Source organism: Phytohabitans sp. LJ34 (assembly GCF_052068095.1).
Lineage (GTDB): Bacteria > Actinomycetota > Actinomycetes > Mycobacteriales > Micromonosporaceae > Phytohabitans.
In genome coordinates, this window is sequence record NZ_JBQHDG010000003.1 from 245,008 (window position 1) to 262,000 (window position 16,993).

Below are 16,993 nucleotides of genomic sequence, written 5' to 3' on the forward strand. Positions count from 1 at the left end.
TAGTCCGGCCCGGGTGACGCTGTCGGTTTCCTGAGCACCGGCTGACTCGTCTTCGGCTGTCTTTCGGTTCCACCTGGTGACATGGGCGTATGCGGGCGCCCGTGGTGCTGCCCCCCAGCTGACGGAACGCGGGCGCCCGTACGGCAGTGCTGGTTCTACGGAGGGAACGAGATCAATGCGGATCAAGACAATCGTGGGCCTGAGCTTCGCCGGTGCGGTCGCCGCGGTCGGGGTGGCCGGGGGTGTGGCGTACGCCGCGGACGACACCGGAAGCGGCACGGGCACGACCGTCAAGATCGTGGAGGAGGGCGGGTCGGCTGTCGACTGCCCCGAGAAGAACGGCGGTAACGCGCCGGCCCAGGAGAACCTGTGACGGAAACCGTACTTGAGGTCACGCCGGCGCACGTGCAGCTCGAACAGGCGTTGTTCGAGGTCAAGCGGGTGATCGTCGGCCAGGATCGGCTCGTCGAGCGGCTGCTCACCGCGCTGCTGGCGGATGGGCACTGCCTGCTGGAGGGCGTGCCCGGCGTGGCCAAGACGCTCGCGGCCCAGACGCTGGCGACGGCGGTGGGCGGCAGCTTCAGCCGGATCCAGTTCACGCCGGACCTGGTGCCGTCGGACATCGTCGGTACCAGGATCTACCGGTCGTCCAAGGAGACCTTCGACGTCGAGCTCGGGCCGGTCATGGCCAACCTGGTACTCGCCGACGAGATCAACCGGGCACCGGCCAAGGTGCAGTCGGCGCTGCTGGAGGCCATGGCCGAGCGGCAGGTGTCCATCGGCGGGAAGTCGCACCCGGTGCCCGATCCGTTCCTGGTCCTGGCGACCCAGAACCCGATCGAGTCCGAGGGCGTCTACCAGCTGCCGGAGGCGCAGCGGGACCGGTTCCTCATGAAGGTCGTGGTGGACTACCCGACCGACGAGGAGGAGCTGGGCATCCTCTACCGGATGGGCACGACGCGGCCCGAACCGCGCACCGTGCTCGATCCGGTGCGACTCCGGGCGCTCCAGGAGCAGGCGCGGGGCGTGTTCGTGCACCACGCGCTCGCCGAGTACGTCGTTCGCCTCGTGGTCTCCACGCGGCAGCCGGAGCGCTTCGGTGCGGGGGACGTGAAGGCGCGGCTGGCGTACGGCGCGAGCCCGCGGGCCACGCTCGGACTGGTGGCCGCCGCGCGGGCGCTGGCGCTGCTGCGGGGGCGCGACTACGTGCTCCCGGCCGACATCACCGACCTCGCGGTCGACGTGCTGTCGCACCGGCTCGTGCTGTCGTTCGACGCGGTCGCCGACGGCGTGAGCGCGGAGTCCGTGGTGCGCCGGCTCGTCGAGGCGGTGCCACCGCCGCAGATCGCACCTCATCAAGCCGAAAAGGCCGCAGCGTGAACGAGGGATACGCGTCCATCCACGAGCTGGCGCCGGAACGGCGGCTGCGGCGGCTGGAGCTCACCATCACCCGGCGGCTCGACGGGCTGCTGCACGGCCAGTACCTCGGCCTGCTCCCCGGAGCGGGCAGTGAGCTGGCCGGCAGCCGGGAGTACCGGCCGGGCGAGGACGAGGTGCGCCGCATGGACTGGGCGGTCACGGCGCGGACGAACGTGCCGCACGTCCGCGAGGTGGACGCGGACCGCGAGCTGACCACCTGGCTGCTCGCGGACGCCACGCCGAGCATGGACTTCGGCACGGCGGAGATCGAGAAGCGGGAGCTGGCCGTGGCGGCGACCGCCGCGGTCGGCTTCCTGACCGCCGGCTCAGGCAACCGGCTCGGCGCGCACGTGCTCGGCGCCGAGGCGGTGCGGCGCTTCCCGGCCCGTACCGGGCGGACCCACCTGCTCGGCCTGCTGCGCACGCTGCTCGCCGTTCCCCGTGAGGCTGAAGGCGCGCAGCCACCCGCCCTGGCGGACGCGATCGCGGGCCTGCGGCGGTCGGCGCCGCGGCGGGGCCTGGTGGTCGTGATCTCCGATTTCCTGGATGGCCTACCGGATACCGATGACCCAGAGGCCCGACCGGCTTGGGAGGAGGAGCTGCGCCGCGTGGCGGTGCGGCACCAGGTGCTGGCCGTCGAAGTGGCCGACCCGCGCGAGCTGGAGCTGCCCGACGTCGGACTCATCACGCTTGTCGACCCGGAGAGCGGGCAGCGGCGTGAGGTGTCGACGAGCAGCCGCAAGCTGCGCGAGCGGTACGCCGCGGCGGCGGCCGTCCAACGGGAGACCGTGCGGCGGGCGCTGCGGCGGTCCGGTGCGGCCCACCTTCCACTTCGGACGGACCGGGACTGGGTGGCCGACATCGTGCGGCACGTGTACGCCCAGCGTCGCCTCGCGATGGCGGCAACACCGAAGAGGGGGACAGCGTGAGAGAGCGTGGCATGCGGCGCCGGTCCACGACGACGGCGAGCGAGCGAACAAGGAGAGCACGGTGAGTTTCGAAAGCCCGGTGCGGCTCTGGCTGCTCGTCGGCGTAGCAGCCATAGCCGTGCTGTACCTGGTGCTCCAACGCCGCCGCAGCCGGTACGCGGTGCGCTTCACCAACCTGCGGCTGCTCGACCGGGTCGCGCCCAAGCGCCCCGGCTGGCGGCGGCACGTGGCGGCGACCCTGTTCCTGTCGATGCTGGCGCTGCTCGTGGTCGGGTTCGCCCGGCCCAGCGACGAGGTGCGGGTGCCGCGCGAGCGGGCCACGGTCATCGTGGCGGTGGACGTGTCACTGTCCATGATGGCCACCGACGTGGCGCCGGACCGGTTGACGTCGGCCAAGTCGGCGGCCCGCGACTTCGTCCAGGGGCTGCCCGAGGAGTTCAACGTCGGGCTGGTCGGCTTCGCCGGCAACGCCTCGGTGTTCGTGGCGCCGGTGACCGACCGGGAGGCCATGTACAACGGCATCGAGCGGCTCGAAGAGGGGAGCGCGGGCGAGCAGGGCACGGCGATCGGTGAGGCGATCTACGCGGCGCTGGGCTCGATCCAGTCGCTCGACGCGGAGGCCGCCGAGGAGACGCCGCCGGCCCGCGTGGTCGTGCTCTCCGACGGTGCCAACACGGCCGGCCGCGACCCCGACGAGGCGTCCGCGGCGGCCACGGCGGCGGGCGTGCCGGTGGACACGATCGCGTTCGGCACGGAGTCGGGTGCCATCGAGGGCGCGGGCCGGCGGATGAGCGTGCCGGTCGACGGCGAGACGCTCGACGCGGTGGCGCGGCAGACCGGCGGCACCTACCACCAGGCCGGCAGCTCCGACGAGCTGCGCGCGGTGTACGAGGACATCGGCAGTTCGGTCGGGTACACCACCGAGCGGCAGGACGTCTCGGCCCGGTTCATCGGCATCGGGTTGGTGCTCGCGCTGGGCGCGGCGGCCGCGTCGATGTTCTGGTTCTCGCGCATTCCATGATGGAGGAAACTGTGCACACAGGACTCGGAGAGCCCAGGGGGCCGGGCTTCATCTCTCCCGAGCTCGACCCGTGGGGTGCGCCCCGGCCCGGCGGCGTGGCGGGGGAGGTGGGCAAGCGTGACCCCTCACGATGGCCGCGCCTGCTGCTCGTGGGCCTCGCGGTGGTGGCGGTCTCCGCGACGTCCGGCGCGATCGCCGGCGGCGTGGTGGCGGACGACGACGCCGCGCCAGCCCCGAGCACGCCGGAGCCGGCCACCGCCGCCCCGCCGCCGGCGGCGGGTGGCGTGCCGAGCGACCTCGTCGCCGCGGCCGCGACCGCGCTTCAGGGCGTGGTGCAGGTCCGGGTGGGAAACTCGGGCGGCTCAGGTTTCGCGGTGGACGACCAGGGCCACATCATCACCAACAACCACGTGGTGCGGGGCGGCGGCTCGGTGAGCGTGGTCGGCCAGGACGGGCGGCGGCTGCCGGCCGAGGTGGTCGGCCGCGACCCGGGCAGCGACATCGCCGTGCTGCGGGTGGATCCGTCGTCCGGGCTGCGCCCTCTCGCGCTGGCGCAGCCCGGCACGACCCGGGTGGGCGAGCCGGTGCTTGCCGTCGGCTCGCCCCTCGGACTGTCCGGCACGGTCACCGCGGGGATCGTGAGCGCGCTCGACCGGCAGGTGCGCCTCGGCGACTCGGGCGCCCGGCGCAACGCGATACAGACCGACGCGTCGATCAACCCGGGCAACTCCGGTGGCCCGCTGGTCAACGCGCGCGGCGAGGTGGTCGGCGTGAACACCGCGATCGCCACGCTGGAGGGCAGCGGCAACATCGGTATCGGCTTCGCCATCCCGATCGAGCAGGCCCAGCAGGCGGCTGAGCGAATCATCAGCGGCGGCGGATAGCGTTCAGCCATGCGCCTCCTCGTGGTGGAAGACGAAGAAGACCTGGCCGAGGCCGTCCGCCTCGGCTTGGTCCGTGCCGGCTACGCGGTAGACGTGGCCGGCGACGCGGCGCAGGCGTACGACCGCTTGGCCGTCAACGCGTACGACCTGATGCTGCTCGACATCAACCTGCCCGACGGCGACGGGTTCGACGTGTGCCACGCGATCCGGCGCGGCGAGGTGCCCGTGGAGGGCGGCGCGGACCTGCGGGTGCTGATGCTGACCGCGCGCGGCGCGCTGCACGACCGGGTGCGCGGACTCGACGAGGGCGCCGACGACTACCTCGTGAAGCCGTTCGCGCTCGCCGAGCTGCTGGCCCGGGTGCGGGCGCTCCTGCGCCGGGACACCGGCGGCGGCACCTCGGTACTGGAGGTGGCCGGCATCCGCCTCGACGTGGCCCGCCACGAGGCGACCGTGGGGGGCGACGCGCTGCACCTGACGCCGAAGGAGTTCGGGGTGCTGGAGTACCTCATGACCCGCCCCGGGCACGTGGTGTCGGCGGAGGAGCTGCTCGAGCACGTGTGGGACGAAAACGCCGACCCGTTCACGCAGACCGTGCGGGTGACCGTGGGTACGCTGCGGCGCAAGCTCGGCGGCGACGCCATCGACACGGTGGTGGGCCGCGGCTACCGGCTGAAGGAGGCGTGATGCGCTTCGTCCGCACGATCCGCTTCCGGCTCACCGTGCTCTACTCGACGCTGCTCTTCGCCCTCGCCGGGGCGGGGCTCGCGGTGACGTACGTGGCGGTGGAGCGCACCACCGACCCCAAGCCGATCACGAAGTCGTACGAGGCCAAGACCTACCGGGGCACCCAGTTCACCGGGACGATGACCGTCGCCGAGGTGGACGAGATCGAGTCGGCGGTCAACTACAGCACGCTCCAGACCATGCGCAACTACTCGCTGATCGCGCTCGGCGGCCTCTTCGTCGCCAGCCTCGGCATCGGGTGGGTGCTCTCCGGGCGGGCGCTGCGGCCGGTGGGCGCGATCGCCCGTACCGCGCGGGAGATCCAGGCGACCGACCTGTCCCGCCGGATCCGGCTCAGCGGCCCGCGCGACGAGCTGCGCGACCTGGGCGACACGATCGACTCGATGCTCGACCGGCTCGACGAGGCGTTCCGCGCGCAGCGGCAGCTGATCGACGACGCCTCGCACGAGCTGCGCAGCCCGCTCGCGGTGATCCGGGCCAACCTCGACGCCTCGCTGATGGACGCGCCGGACGCCACCGAGCCGGAGAAGGACCGGGCGGTCGCGGTCATCGACCGGGCCACCACGCGCATGTCCCGGCTCGTCGAGGACCTGCTGGCCACCGCGCGGCGCAACGCGGTCGCGCTCGCCGACACCGACGTCGACCTCGGCGCGGTCGCGCGCGAGGCGGGGGAGGACTTCGCCGCCATCGCGGCCGATCGCAGCGTCCGGATCCGGTACGACGTACGCGGTGACCTGATGCTCATCGGCGACCACGACGCGCTGCGCCGGGCCGCGGGAAACCTGCTGTCGAACGCCGTCCGCCTGTCGCCCGAGGGCGGCGTCGTGGCCGTGGCGACCGGGCAGGAGGGCGGGTGGCTGTGGCTCGCGATCGCCGACGAGGGGCCGGGCATCTCCGACGACGACCAGCCCCGCGTCTTCGACCGCTTCTGGCGCGGCGCCCATCCGTCCCGCGACCGCCGCACCGGCCTCGGCCTCGCCATCGTGCGGCAGATCACCGAGTCGCACGGCGGTCACGTGTCGGTCTTCTCCACGCTGGGGGCCGGCAGCACGTTCGTGCTGTGGCTGCCGGCCCGCGACCGCACCGACGACACTCCGGCGCCGTCGGTGTCACCGATCAGCTGACTTTGCCGTACCCCGCACCGGCCCGGACCGTGGCGGGCACGCTCGCCGCACTGTCCATCGTGTACGCGTAGTAGGTGCGCGGCTCCACGACGGATCCGGCCGCCTCGCACGTGCCCGAGTTGACGAACGTGTTGCCCCGGTGCACCAGCCGGCCCGGCCCGCTGTCCGCGTACCCGCTCGCGGAGAAGCACGGGAAGGGCACGTTCTCGAAGTAGTTGTTCTCCACCACCGCGCCGGCCTGCTGCACCGAGGCGACGCCGTAGAGCTCGTTGTTCAGGAAGTAGTTGTTGAACACGTGCACCGGCTCGCCGAAGCGGATGCGCGGGTGCCGCTGCCGGCTGTTGTCGAAGAAGTTGTGGTGGATGGTCACCTTCAGGTGCCCGATGTCGGTGGAGGCCGCCCCGTCCGAGTGGCTGATCAGCATGCTCTTGTCGGCGTGGTCGAAGTGGTTCCACGACACGGTCACGTAGTCCGCGCCGCGCACGATGTCGATCGAGCCGTCGACCGCGCCGGAGAAGGAGTTGTGGTCGATCCAGATGTGGTGCGACTCCTGACCGACGTTGACCGCGTCGTCCTCGGCGTTGGTGAAGCGGAGGTTCCGCACGATCACGTTGTACGAGCGGTAGAAGTCGAGCCCGCCGCCGTTGATGTGGCCCGAGGTGCCGACGCCGATGATCGTCTTGTTCGGGCGCACGCCCTGCTTGCTCGTGATGTTGATCTGGCCGGAGACCCGGATCGTCAGCGTCTCGGTGCTGTCGATGTACTCCAGGAAGTCGGTCGCGTTCGTCGCGGTGACCGTGCGCCCGCCGGCACCGCCGGTGACGCCGTTCTGCCCCAGCGCGTTCAGCGAGGCGAACCCGATCGGCCCGTCGGTGGGGACCGGTGGCGGGCTGCTGGTCGTCGGCGGCGGGGTCGTCGGTGCCGCCGCCGTTTCCACCGAGAGGTCGTCGAAGTTGGCCGCCGTGTAGAAGGTGGCGACCCCGACCCCGCCGGCCGTGAACGTGCCGTCCGTGGCGGTCAGCGCCGCGCCGCCGTTCACAGTGGAGCGCAGGGTCGTGCCGGCCACCTGGAGGCTCACCGTGTACGTGGTGCCGGCCGACACGGTGAGCGACGTGGAGGCGAGCGTGGTGGCGGCGCCGTTGACGAGCTTCTTGAGCTCGACGGTGTTGTTGGAGCGCAGCGCCACGTAGTAGTAGCTGGTGGCCGACTGCGCCCGGGCGAGCAGGGCGGCGAAGCGGTTGCTGCCGCTGAACGCGGTCGGCTTCAGCTTCGCGGTGACCGTGTAGTCGGTCCAGGTCGCCTGTCCGGCACGGGCACGGGCGTCGCTGCTCGTGCCGGACTGGCGCAGCACCTGCGACCCGTCAGCGGCGACTGCCCAGGTGCCGCCGCTCGTGGTCCAGCCGCTGCTGTTGCCGTCTTCGAAGTTGTCGCTGAAGAGTGTGGCCGCCTGCGCGCCACCACCGCCGGCGGTGACGATCGCCGCGGCGAGGAGGGAGGCCGCGGCCAGGACGACAGGAATGCGCTTCATGGCGGGCACCTCAGATCTTTCCGACGCCGGCGCCGGCCGGGACGGTCGTGGGGACGCTGGAGGCGGGATCCGCCGTGTACGGGTAGTAGGTGCGCGGATCGGGCACGGAGCCGCGTACCTCGATGGCGTGGTTGCAGGCGACGAGGATGTTGTCGCGCTGCACAAGGCGGCCGAGGTCACCGCTGAAGTCCACCCGTGCCGGGTTGTTGACGCTGTAGAAGTAGTTGCCCTCGACCCACAGCCCGGAGTCCATTGTCGACGCGATGCCGTAGCTCGGGTCGTCGTAGTAGTTGTTGTAGACGTGCACCAGCGGGGAGAAGCGCACACGCGGGTTGCGCTGGTCCGAGCCGTCGAAGAAGTTGTGGTGGTAGGTGACACGGAGCCGGCCGACGTCCTGCGCGGCGTTGTCGTCGTCGTGCCCCACCAGCGATGTCTTGTCGTGGTCGTGGAAGCGGTTCCAGGAGACCGTGACGTAGTCCGAGCCGCGCTTGATGTCCACCGCGCCGTCGTCGCCGTTCGACAGGTCGTTGTGGTCGATCCACACGTGGTGGCTGAACATCTGCACGTTGATGAGGTCGTCCGTCGCGCCGGTCAGCGCGATGTTGCGGATGATCACGTTGTGCACGGCGTTCGCCGGCGGGGTCGTCACGTCGTCGTCGACCGGCACGCCGATGTTGAGGCCACCGCCCACGAGCCGGGCGTTCGCGCCGACGCCGAGGATGGTCTTGTCCGAGGTCACGTTGTGCATGCCGTCGCTGCTGCCGGTGGGCAGCGTGATGGTGCCGGTGACCTGGATGACGTACGGGCCGGGCCGGGCGATGTAGTCGAGGAACTGCGCCGTGGTGGTGGCCGTGACGGTAGGCCCACCGGCGCCGCCGGTGGTGCCGTTCTGACCGAGCGCGTTGACGGCCGCGAAGCCGATCGGGGCGCTGTCGGCCGCTTGTGCGGGCGCCGGCGGCGCGACGGCGGTGAGGCCGGCCGCGACGAGCACGGCGGCGAGGGTCGGTCGGAGCATGCGGAGGTCTGCCTTTCGTGGGGAGAGGTGGCAGACCCTCGGACCTGGAAAGCGCTTTCCAATCACGATAGGAAGCCGTACCAGGGTTGTCAATCGGTCATCGCGTACACAATGGACGCGTGAGTGATCAGCCCCCGGCCTGGAAGCGGCCCCACCAGGTGGAACACCGCGGGCCGGTCGCGCTGGCGATCGCGTTCGCCATCGTGCTCCAGTTTCTCACCCCGCAGGAGCTGGCATTCGACCCGAAGTGGCTGCTGCCCGCCGTCGAGGTCGCCCTGCTGCTCGGCGTGCTTGTCGTCAACCCGTTCCGGCTCGACCGCGAGTCGACCGCGCTGCGGATGCTGGGCATCGCGCTGGTGTGCGTGGCGACGGTCGCCCTGCTCTGGTCCACCGGCCGCCTGGTGCTGGTGCTGGTCCGCGGCCAGCACGAGGATCCTGGCAACGTGCTGCTCAGCGGCGCCGTCATCTGGCTCACCAACGTGATCGTCTTCTCGGTCTGGTACTGGCTCACCGACCGCGGTGGACCCGCCGCCCGCGCCAACGCCCGGAAGATCACCCCGGAGTTCCTCTTCCCGCAGATGACCACGCCGGAGCTCACCCACAACGAGTGGCGCCCGCTCTACGTCGACTACTTCTACCTGGCGTTCACCAACTCCACCGCGTTCAGCCCGACGGACACGATGCCGCTCGCCCGCTGGGCCAAGCTCGCGATGACCGTGCAGGCGTGCACGTCGTTCCTCATCGTGGTCCTGGTCATCGCGCGAGCGGTGAACGCGCTCAACTAGCCAAGATTCCAGACAAAGACGTGAGCTACCGCGATGTCCGTCGTGGCCTAGACCGTCGCTCCCGCGGCCTCACCCGTCCGCTGTTGGTCGCGCCGACCCCGCCGACCCTCGCGGGCCGGCCAGGTGGGTGTGCGCGAGGCGCGTTTGCTCTGCTCCCCTGGAGTGGACACCCCAGGGTCGGTCAGCTGAGATAGCCAGCCGCAGCGGGCCGCGGAGGTCTCCACCTGTGTCCTTGGAACGCGGACCCGGCAGCGGAGCGTCGGGGTTTCGGCGAGCGCCAGCGATGCCGAAACACCGACCGGAGCGGTGCCCGCGGGAGCATACGGTCTACAACTGACGCCGACGTGGGAAAATCAGCGTGGAAACCATCACGACCGGCGCCCAACCCCCGCATCCGAAAGGCCTCTGAGCCTGTGCCTGACGACCTGCGTGTGACCGATCGGCTGCTGATCCCGGGCGGCGAGCTCCGCGAGCGCTTCTCCCGCTCCTCGGGCCCGGGCGGGCAGGGCGTCAACACGGCCGACAGCCGGGTGGAGCTCTCGTTCGACGTGGCCGGCTCGCCCACGATCCCGCCCGACCTGCGCGCCCGCGCGGTGGCCCGGTTGGCCGGGCGGCTCGTCGACGGGGTGCTCACGATCGCGGCGAGCGAATACCGGGCGCAGCTGGCCAACCGGGAGGCCGCGCGGGAGCGGCTGGTCGCGCTGCTGCGCGCGGCGATCGCGCCGCCACCGCCGCCGCGCCGGCAGACCAAGCCGAGCCGTGCGGCCAAGCAGCGGCGCCTGGACGAAAAGCGCCGCCGCTCCGAGCTCAAGAAGGGCCGGCGACTCGATCGAGGGCAGCAATGAGGCGGGCGCGCAGCGGGGCGGCCCGCTCGGCGAAGGCGCGCTGCGCCCGCGCGTACTCGTGCCGGCCCTCGGCCGTCTCCACCCGGACCGGCTCGTAGCCGAGGTGGGCCAGGTCGTAGGGGCTGGCCCGCATGTCCAGCGCCCGGATGTCGCGAGCCAGCGCGAAGGCGTCCGCGACCAGCTCGCTCTCGACGAGCGGTGACAGCTTGTACGCCCACTTGTAGAGGTCCATGTTGGCGTGCAGGCAGCCCGGCTGCTCGTTGTCGTGCTGGCCCTCGCGGGTCGGCTGGAGCCGGTTGAGCGGGCGGGCGGCCGGCGTGAAGAAGCGGAACGCGTCGAAATGGCTGCACCGCACTCTGTTGGCGTCCACCACGCGCGCCGTCTCGGCGGGCGAGAGGCGCAGCGGCACCTGCTCGTGGCGCACGCCCTCGGCGCGGTAGACCATCGCCCACTCGTGCATGCCGAAGCACCCGAACTGGGCCGGTCTACCGGCCGTGTTTCGGAGCAGCGTGGCGATCCACTCGGTCGACTTGCGTTTCGCGATCGTCGGGTCGAGCATCACCCCGCCGGCGGTCTCGACGTAGTCCTTGTCCGGCTCGCCGCCCGCCAGGATCACGCCGGCGCCGGGGTGCCAGCGGCGCAGCTGGGCGGGGCGAAACGAGTAGTACGTGAAGAGGAAGTCTTCGACCGGATGCTTTTCGCCGGCCTGCCGGCGGGCCAGGTGCGGGGCCAGCCACGCGTCGACGCGCGCCTCGTGGGCGGCGCGGCGCGCGTGCCACTCGGTGGCGTCCAGGACCGGCATCCGTCCAGGGTAGGTTGGCGGTTGTGCGTATCGCTCGTTTCGTTCATGCCGGCGGGATGTCGTTCGGCGTCGTGGAGGGCGACCCGGACGGGCTGACGGTCGCCGAGATCGACGGCCACCCGTTCGGGCAGATCTCGTTCACCAGCCAGCGCTGGGCGCTCGCCGACGTGCGGCTGCTCTCGCCGATCCTGCCGAGCAAGGTGGTGTGCGTGGGGCGAAACTATGCCGAGCACGCCGCCGAGTTGGGCAACGAGGTGCCGAAGGAGCCGTTGCTCTTCCTCAAGCCCTCCACCGCGGTGATCGGCCCGCGCGACGCGATCCGGCTCCCGGCCCAGTCCAAGCAGGTCGAGCACGAGGCCGAGCTGGCGGTGGTCATCGGCCCGCCGGGCGCACGGCGGGCCGACCGCGCGGCCGCCGAGCGCGCCATCTTCGGGTACACCTGCGCGAACGACGTCACCGCCCGCGACCTCCAGAAGGCCGACGTGCAGTTCACCCGCGCGAAGGGCTTCGACTCGTTCTGCCCACTGGGCCCGTGGATCAGCACCGGCCTCGACGTGAGCGACCTCGAGGTGCGCTGCGAGGTCAACGAGGAGGTCCGCCAGCTCGGCCGCACCAAGGACCTGATCTTCGACGTGCCCACGCTCGTCTCGTACGTGTCGCACGTCATGACGCTCCTGCCCGGCGACGTGATCCTGACCGGCACGCCAGCCGGCGTGAGCCCCATCACGGCCGGCGACACCGTGGTGGTCCGCGTCGAGGGGATCGGTGACCTGGCCAACCCGGTCGTGGCCCTCGACTGAGCCCGTGCGGGTCGATTTGGGCGGCGGCGGTGCGGTCGGGTAGAGTTCCCCCTCGGTGCCGTCCGATGGGCAGGCGCCGATGGGGTATGGGGTAATTGGCAGCCCAACTGATTCTGGTTCAGTTAGTCTAGGTTCGAGTCCTGGTACCCCAGCAGCCGATGTCCGCGAAGGCGCCGGTGCTGGTCCTCTGGTAGAGTTCAGCACCGTTGTCCGGAAGGGCAGCGGAGCAAAGAAGGTCTTGGCCCCGTCGTCTAGCGGCCTAGGACGCCGCCCTCTCAAGGCGGTAGCGTGGGTTCGAATCCCATCGGGGCTACAGTGCAGCGGTCCGCATCTTCGGGTGCGGACCTGTTTCGTTTTGCACGAAAGGCGTCTGGACGAGGCTCAGTATGGGCTCATCTGGTCGAGCACCTTGTCGACGGCCGCCACGATCTCGCGCACCTTGGGCAGGTCGCGAGCGACCTCGTCGGCGGTGAACCCGGGTCCCTCGGCGGACGGATACTCGGCCTGGTTTCGCCGGCGGCGCAGCCGGTCGAACGGACGGAAGATGCTTCCCAACGGCGGGTCGAGCTGCGCCGTGACGGCCTCCCGCACCGCGATGTGGCCGCCTCGGCTCGTCGCCCGAAGTCCTTGGTTTTCCAGCACGGCGGCGAGGGCCTTGCGGGCGGCGTCGTACAGCAGCTGGTAAGCGCCCGCCGGGTCGGTTTGACCGATGATCTGGCTGGAGTCCAGGTGCCGGCGCGCCTGAGCCAGGAGGAGATCGGCGTGGTCCCGGCTGGCTGGTATCCGCTCCAGCTCTCGACGAGCGATCATGCCGTCGAGTGCCTCGCGGCCCTGCTGCCACCTCACGGTTGGTCTCCTGCCAGGTCGATGGAGAAGCGCGGGCGCGATCGTACTGCCGTGAGGAAAGGGTCACGGGGCGAGTTACGCCATGCCTTGGCACTGACGCGATGGACGTTGACCTCGCGTCCCAATCGCTGCTCGGCCTTGCGTGCGGCGTCGAAGAGGTCGTCCTCGTCCGCGGTGCCCACGACGAGCACGTCGATGTCGCGGGGGAGTGGGCCGGGCTCTCCGGTGTAACGCGCGGCCCAGGAGCCGTAGATGTACGCCTCGGTGATGCCATCGACATGCTGGAGGAGGTCGCCGAGCACCGACGCGGGCCCGTACGTCAGGGTCAGCAGCTCCGTCAGCGGCCCGGTGAGAGGGCTGTCAAGGTTTGCCTGGAGGAGTCTCAGGTTGCCGCGGCGCACTTCCCGGATGAGGCCGGCCGACACGAGGCGGTCAGCTTCGCGGCTCACGGTCGACTGCGATATCGCGAACCGCCTGGCCAGGTCGGTCACGGAGCACGCGTCGTCAGGGTGAAGATAGACCCAGGCCAGCAACTCCCCGACGAGCGGCGAGCGCAGGATGGGCAGCAGCTGCGACCGTGCTTGCACATCCTGCATTGTAGCTTGCAGGATGTGCAAGTGTTTGTCGGTGACAACAGCGGATGGGTGAGGCCGCGGGAGCAGCGGTCTGGACCACGGCGGACGTCGCGGTAGCTCAAATCCCTTGTGGTGGCGGGGATCCGGGCCGGAGCGACCGCGGATGCCTTTCTACAGGCCGCTCAGGCGCTGGCCGGCGCGGACCACCGCCATCGCGTGGCGGTCGCCTGGGCGGCGGCCGAGGCGCTCGATCGGGCCGGAGACGCTGATCGCGGCGATGACCCGGCCGGTGCGGTCGCGGATCGGGGCGGAAACGCTTGCCACGCCGGCCTCGCGCTCGGCGACGCTCTGCGCCCACCCGCGCCGCCGCACCTCGGCGAGCGTGCGGCCGGTGAACTTGCAGCGGGGCAGCAGCGGCATCACGGCCTCGGGCGGCTCCCAGGCGAGCAGGACCTGTGCCGCGGAGCCGGCCGTCATCGGGAGCACGGCGCCCACCGGCACGGTGTCGCGCAGGCCGCTGGCGCGCTCGGCCGCGCCCACGCAGATGCGCTCGTCGGCACGGCGCAGGTAAAGCTGTGCGCTCTCGCCGGTGGCGTCGCGCAGCGCGGCGAGGAGGGGCTCGGCGGCGGTCAGCAGCACGTCCGGCGCGGCGTTGGCGAGCTCGCCCAGGCGTGGGCCCGGACGCCACCGGCCCTGGGTGTCGCGCACCAGCATCCGGTGGATTTCCAGCGCCTGCGCCAGCCGGTGCGCGGTGGCCCGCGGCAGCTTGGTGCGCTCGACGAGTTCGGCCAGGCTGGCGCCGTCGACACAGGCCGCGAGGATGACCACCGCCTTGTCGAGAACGCCGACACCGCTCATACTGTGTCCCACAAGCCGAAACATACCTCCCAGAATTTAGGATGTCCAGATGGTGGGAGACACGCAGAAACCAAGGACCCTCGCCGAGAAGGTGTGGGACGCCCACGTGGTGCGATCCGCCGCGGGTGAGCCGGATCTGCTGTTCATCGACCTTCACTTGCTTCACGAAGTGACCAGCCCGCAGGCGTTCGACGGCCTGCGGATGGCCGGGCGGCCCGTCCGGCGCACGGATCTCACGCTCGCGACGGAAGACCACAACACCCCGACCGGGTACGCGGATCCGTCGTTCAACAGCCGCCGCGGCGACCTGCTGACCATCGCCGACCCCACGTCGCGCACGCAGATCGAGACGCTGCGCCGCAACTGCGCCGAGTTCGGCGTCAAGCTGCACCCGCTGGGCGACGCGCAGCAGGGCATCGTGCACGTGATCGGCCCGCAGCTCGGCCTTACCCAGCCCGGTCTCACGATCGTGTGTGGCGACTCGCACACCGCGACGCACGGCGCGTTCGGCGCGCTGGCGTTCGGCATCGGCACGAGTGAGGTCGAGCACGTGCTCGCCACGCAGACGCTGCCGCAGGCGCGTCCCAAGACGATGGCGGTGACGGTCGAGGGCGCGCTCGGGCCTGGTGTCACGGCCAAGGATCTGGTGCTGGCGCTGATCGCCAAGGTCGGCACCGGCGGCGGGCGCGGCCACGTGGTGGAGTACCGCGGCGAAGCCATCCGCGCGCTTTCCATGGAAGGCCGCATGACGATTTGCAACATGTCGATCGAGTGGGGCGCCAAGGCCGGGATGATCGCGCCGGACGAGACCACCTTCGCCTACCTGAAGGGGCGCCCCAACGCGCCGCGGGGCGAGGCGTGGGACGCGGCCGTCGCGCACTGGCAGAGCCTCGCGACCGACGAGGGCGCCACGTTCGACACCGAGGTGGTGCTGGACGCCGCGCAGATCAACCCGTTCGTCACGTGGGGCACCAACCCGGGGCAGGGCGTCGCGCTCGACGGCGCCGTGCCGGACCCGGAGGAGTTCGTCGAGGAGGTCGAGCGTTCGGCCGCCCGCCGCGCCTTGGAGTACATGGCGTTGGAGCCGGGCACGCGCCTGCGCGACATCCCGGTGGACGTGGTCTTCGTCGGCTCGTGCACCAACGGCCGGCTGGAAGACCTGCGTGCCGCGGCCGACGTGCTGCGCGGCCACAAGGTCGCCGACGGCGTGCGCATGCTCGTGGTGCCCGGTTCCGCGGCGGTGCGCGAGGCGGCCGAGCACGAAGGGCTGGACAAGGTGTTCACGGAAGCGGGCGCGGAGTGGCGGTTCGCCGGCTGCTCCATGTGCCTCGGCATGAACCCGGACACGCTCAAGCCCGGTGAGCGCTCGGCGTCCACCTCCAACCGCAACTTCGAGGGCCGGCAGGGCCGCGGTGGGCGTACCCACCTCGTCTCACCCCCGGTCGCCGCCGCAACCGCCGTCGTGGGCCGCCTCGCCGCGCCCGCCGACCTGAACTAGGGCGTGAGTTCATTCATGGAGAAGTTCACCGTGCACACCGGCACCGCCCTCCCGCTGCGCCGGTCCAACGTGGATACCGACCAGATCATCCCCGCCGTGTACCTCAAGCGCGTGACCCGCACGGGCTTCGAGGACGGGCTGTTCAGCGCCTGGCGTGAGGATCCGGCCTTCGTGCTCAACAACCCGGCCTACGCAGGTGCCTCGATCCTGGTGGCCGGCACCGAGTTCGGCACTGGGTCGTCGCGCGAGCACGCCGTGTGGGCGTTGCTCGACTACGGTTTCCGCGCGGTGGTCTCGCCGCGCTTCGGGGACATCTTCCGGGGCAACGCCTTGAAGCAGGGGCTGCTGCCCGTCGAGCTCGAACTCAAGGCTGTGGAAGCGCTGTGGGATCTCGTCGAGAGTGACCCGACCGCGCAGGTCACGATAGACCTGATGGCGCGGCAGGTACGGGCCGGCGACAGCATCTGGTCCTTTCCCCTCGACGATTTCAGCCGCTGGCGGCTGATGGAGGGGTTGGACGACATTGGACTGACGCTGCGCCACGAGGACGCCATCACGGCCTACGAAGAGCGTCGACTGCCCTTCCTGCCAGCGGTTTCATAGCCACGCGGTAGCCCGCACCTGGCCGTTTTCGCCCCTGTCGGATCATCCGACAGGGGCGAATCCGTTACGACACAACGGCTTTTTTCGCGTGGATGTTTGCTCAGACTGGGCAAAGGGCATACCGTGCGCGCAGAATGGGCTCGAGTTGAGTCCGAAGTTAAGTACGGGAGGGAAAACGTGAACAAGGCCGAGCTCATCGAGGCGCTCGCCGCCCGCTTGGGGGACAAGAAGGCGGCGACGGCGGCGCTCGACGCGGTGCTGGCAGAAGTCCAGCAGGCTGTCACAAAGGGCGACCGGGTGGCGATCACCGGTTTCGGCGTCTTCGAGAAGCGGGTCCGTGGCGCGCGAACAGCACGCAACCCGCGCACCGGCGAAGCGGTGAAGGTGAAGAAGACCTCGGTCCCGGCCTTCCGCGCCGGCGCCGGCTTCAAGGAGATGGTTGCCAGCGGCCGGGTGCCGAAGGTGGCCGCCGCCAAGAAGACCACCGCCACGAAGGCCGCCACCGCCAAGGCCACCACGGCCACCAAGAAGGCCGCGGCCCCCGCCAAGGCTACGGCGACCAAGAAGGCCGCCCCCGCCAAGAAGGCCGCGACCAAGAGCACCACCGCCCGCACGAGCGCGGCGGCCAAGAAGGCCCCCGCCAAGAAGGCGCCGGCCCGCAAGGCGCGCTAAGCAAGCAACGAAGAAGGGCACCCGGCGAACCGGGTGCCCTTC

The 16,993-nt window shown here is 71.0% G+C and carries 19 protein-coding genes and 2 tRNA genes; 15 read left to right on the forward strand and 6 right to left on the reverse strand.

Going from position 1 to position 16,993, the window contains the following annotated elements; translation table 11 throughout:
* Positions 1–175 precede the first annotated feature (175 nt).
* The 7 genes from ACTMTJ_RS06500 (at position 176) to ACTMTJ_RS06530 (ending at position 6,124) form a co-directional block, all read left to right on the forward strand.
* Entirely contained in the window at positions 176–373 is a 198-nt protein-coding gene (locus ACTMTJ_RS06500) for a hypothetical protein (RefSeq protein ID WP_441215192.1), read from the forward strand.
* Complete coding sequence (locus ACTMTJ_RS06505; protein ID WP_441215193.1) at positions 370–1,380, forward strand: AAA family ATPase; 1,011 nt, start codon at positions 370–372, stop codon at positions 1,378–1,380. The genes ACTMTJ_RS06500 and ACTMTJ_RS06505 overlap by 4 nt, the downstream gene beginning before the upstream one ends.
* Complete coding sequence (locus tag ACTMTJ_RS06510; protein ID WP_441215194.1) at positions 1,377–2,348, forward strand: DUF58 domain-containing protein; 972 nt, start codon at positions 1,377–1,379, stop codon at positions 2,346–2,348. The genes ACTMTJ_RS06505 and ACTMTJ_RS06510 overlap by 4 nt, the downstream gene beginning before the upstream one ends.
* A gap of 61 nt (positions 2,349–2,409) precedes the next feature.
* Positions 2,410–3,369, forward strand: a complete 960-nt coding sequence (locus ACTMTJ_RS06515) for a VWA domain-containing protein (protein ID WP_441215195.1) — start codon at positions 2,410–2,412, stop codon at positions 3,367–3,369.
* On the forward strand, positions 3,369–4,253 hold the full coding sequence (locus tag ACTMTJ_RS06520) for a S1C family serine protease (protein WP_441215415.1): 885 nt from the start codon (positions 3,369–3,371) through the stop codon (positions 4,251–4,253). The genes ACTMTJ_RS06515 and ACTMTJ_RS06520 overlap by 1 nt, the downstream gene beginning before the upstream one ends.
* Positions 4,254–4,262: 9 nt before the next feature.
* A complete protein-coding gene (locus ACTMTJ_RS06525; RefSeq protein WP_441215196.1) occupies positions 4,263–4,940 on the forward strand; it encodes a response regulator transcription factor in 678 nt (225 codons plus the stop codon).
* Positions 4,940–6,124 carry a sensor histidine kinase gene (locus tag ACTMTJ_RS06530; RefSeq protein ID WP_441215197.1) on the forward strand — a complete coding sequence of 395 codons (1,185 nt, stop codon included), beginning with the start codon at positions 4,940–4,942 and terminating at the stop codon, positions 6,122–6,124. The genes ACTMTJ_RS06525 and ACTMTJ_RS06530 overlap by 1 nt, the downstream gene beginning before the upstream one ends.
* Here ACTMTJ_RS06530 and ACTMTJ_RS06535 read toward each other — a convergent pair.
* Both ACTMTJ_RS06535 and ACTMTJ_RS06540 read right to left on the reverse strand, forming a co-directional pair.
* Entirely contained in the window at positions 6,117–7,652 is a 1,536-nt protein-coding gene (locus ACTMTJ_RS06535; RefSeq protein WP_441215198.1) for a pectate lyase family protein, read from the reverse strand. The two genes, ACTMTJ_RS06530 and ACTMTJ_RS06535, sit on opposite strands and share 8 nt — an antisense overlap.
* Positions 7,653–7,662: 10 nt before the next feature.
* Positions 7,663–8,667: a pectate lyase family protein gene (locus tag ACTMTJ_RS06540; protein WP_441215199.1), complete on the reverse strand. Its 1,005-nt coding sequence runs from the start codon at positions 8,665–8,667 to the stop codon at positions 7,663–7,665.
* A gap of 119 nt (positions 8,668–8,786) precedes the next feature.
* Between ACTMTJ_RS06540 and ACTMTJ_RS06545 the strand changes: the two genes are divergently transcribed.
* Together ACTMTJ_RS06545 and arfB are read left to right on the forward strand one after the other, a co-directional pair.
* On the forward strand, positions 8,787–9,452 hold the full coding sequence (locus tag ACTMTJ_RS06545; protein WP_441215200.1) for a hypothetical protein: 666 nt from the start codon (positions 8,787–8,789) through the stop codon (positions 9,450–9,452).
* Between the two features lie 413 nt (positions 9,453–9,865).
* Complete coding sequence (gene arfB, locus ACTMTJ_RS06550) at positions 9,866–10,297, forward strand: alternative ribosome rescue aminoacyl-tRNA hydrolase ArfB (RefSeq protein WP_441215201.1); 432 nt, start codon at positions 9,866–9,868, stop codon at positions 10,295–10,297.
* Here arfB and ACTMTJ_RS06555 read toward each other — a convergent pair.
* Positions 10,260–11,099 (reverse strand): 3-methyladenine DNA glycosylase, encoded by an 840-nt coding sequence (locus ACTMTJ_RS06555; RefSeq protein ID WP_441215202.1) that lies wholly within the window; start codon positions 11,097–11,099, stop codon positions 10,260–10,262. The genes arfB and ACTMTJ_RS06555 overlap by 38 nt on opposite strands.
* A gap of 23 nt (positions 11,100–11,122) precedes the next feature.
* Here ACTMTJ_RS06555 and ACTMTJ_RS06560 point away from each other — a divergent pair, with 23 nt between their 5' ends.
* From ACTMTJ_RS06560 to ACTMTJ_RS06570, 3 genes are all read left to right on the forward strand, one after another.
* Complete coding sequence (locus ACTMTJ_RS06560; RefSeq protein ID WP_441215203.1) at positions 11,123–11,899, forward strand: fumarylacetoacetate hydrolase family protein; 777 nt, start codon at positions 11,123–11,125, stop codon at positions 11,897–11,899.
* Positions 11,900–11,979: 80 nt separating this feature from the next.
* Positions 11,980–12,051 (forward strand) — tRNA-Gln (locus ACTMTJ_RS06565).
* 88 nt (positions 12,052–12,139) lie between these two features.
* Positions 12,140–12,212 (forward strand) — tRNA-Glu (locus tag ACTMTJ_RS06570).
* A gap of 68 nt (positions 12,213–12,280) precedes the next feature.
* On the opposite strand, the gene ACTMTJ_RS06575 is transcribed toward ACTMTJ_RS06570, so the two are convergent.
* From ACTMTJ_RS06575 to ACTMTJ_RS06585, 3 genes are all read right to left on the reverse strand, one after another.
* Positions 12,281–12,745, reverse strand: a complete 465-nt coding sequence (locus ACTMTJ_RS06575) for a hypothetical protein (protein ID WP_441215204.1) — start codon at positions 12,743–12,745, stop codon at positions 12,281–12,283.
* Entirely contained in the window at positions 12,742–13,341 is a 600-nt protein-coding gene (locus ACTMTJ_RS06580) for a MarR family transcriptional regulator (RefSeq protein WP_441215205.1), read from the reverse strand. Before ACTMTJ_RS06580 ends, ACTMTJ_RS06575 begins: the two co-directional genes overlap by 4 nt.
* Positions 13,342–13,491: 150 nt before the next feature.
* Positions 13,492–14,178: an IclR family transcriptional regulator gene (locus ACTMTJ_RS06585; protein ID WP_173056033.1), complete on the reverse strand. Its 687-nt coding sequence runs from the start codon at positions 14,176–14,178 to the stop codon at positions 13,492–13,494.
* A 49-nt stretch (positions 14,179–14,227) separates the two neighbouring features.
* On the opposite strand from ACTMTJ_RS06585, the gene leuC reads away from it, so the two are divergent.
* From leuC to ACTMTJ_RS06600, 3 genes are all read left to right on the forward strand, one after another.
* Positions 14,228–15,676 carry a 3-isopropylmalate dehydratase large subunit gene (gene leuC, locus ACTMTJ_RS06590; protein ID WP_441215206.1) on the forward strand — a complete coding sequence of 483 codons (1,449 nt, stop codon included), beginning with the start codon at positions 14,228–14,230 and terminating at the stop codon, positions 15,674–15,676.
* A gap of 15 nt (positions 15,677–15,691) precedes the next feature.
* The gene (gene leuD, locus ACTMTJ_RS06595; protein WP_441215207.1) at positions 15,692–16,279 is read left to right on the forward strand and encodes a 3-isopropylmalate dehydratase small subunit; all 588 of its coding nucleotides are present in this window, start codon (positions 15,692–15,694) and stop codon (positions 16,277–16,279) included.
* A gap of 177 nt (positions 16,280–16,456) precedes the next feature.
* Positions 16,457–16,951, forward strand: coding sequence for an HU family DNA-binding protein (locus ACTMTJ_RS06600; RefSeq protein ID WP_441215208.1), 495 nt, complete (start codon positions 16,457–16,459; stop codon positions 16,949–16,951).
* Positions 16,952–16,993: the final 42 nt, after the last annotated feature.

Coding starts and splice junctions, on each gene's coding strand:
- ACTMTJ_RS06500 (WP_441215192.1), top strand. CDS start 176: ATGCGGATCAAGACAATCGTGGGCCTGAGCTTCGCCGGTGCGGTCGCC.
- ACTMTJ_RS06520 (WP_441215415.1), top strand. CDS start 3,369: ATGGAGGAAACTGTGCACACAGGACTCGGAGAGCCCAGGGGGCCGGGC.
- ACTMTJ_RS06525 (WP_441215196.1), top strand. CDS start 4,263: ATGCGCCTCCTCGTGGTGGAAGACGAAGAAGACCTGGCCGAGGCCGTC.
- ACTMTJ_RS06530 (WP_441215197.1), top strand. CDS start 4,940: ATGCGCTTCGTCCGCACGATCCGCTTCCGGCTCACCGTGCTCTACTCG.
- ACTMTJ_RS06535 (WP_441215198.1), bottom strand. CDS start 7,652: ATGAAGCGCATTCCTGTCGTCCTGGCCGCGGCCTCCCTCCTCGCCGCG.
- ACTMTJ_RS06540 (WP_441215199.1), bottom strand. CDS start 8,667: ATGCTCCGACCGACCCTCGCCGCCGTGCTCGTCGCGGCCGGCCTCACC.
- ACTMTJ_RS06555 (WP_441215202.1), bottom strand. CDS start 11,099: ATGCCGGTCCTGGACGCCACCGAGTGGCACGCGCGCCGCGCCGCCCAC.
- ACTMTJ_RS06580 (WP_441215205.1), bottom strand. CDS start 13,341: ATGCAGGATGTGCAAGCACGGTCGCAGCTGCTGCCCATCCTGCGCTCG.
- ACTMTJ_RS06585 (WP_173056033.1), bottom strand. CDS start 14,178: ATGAGCGGTGTCGGCGTTCTCGACAAGGCGGTGGTCATCCTCGCGGCC.
- leuC (WP_441215206.1), top strand. CDS start 14,228: ATGGTGGGAGACACGCAGAAACCAAGGACCCTCGCCGAGAAGGTGTGG.
- leuD (WP_441215207.1), top strand. CDS start 15,692: ATGGAGAAGTTCACCGTGCACACCGGCACCGCCCTCCCGCTGCGCCGG.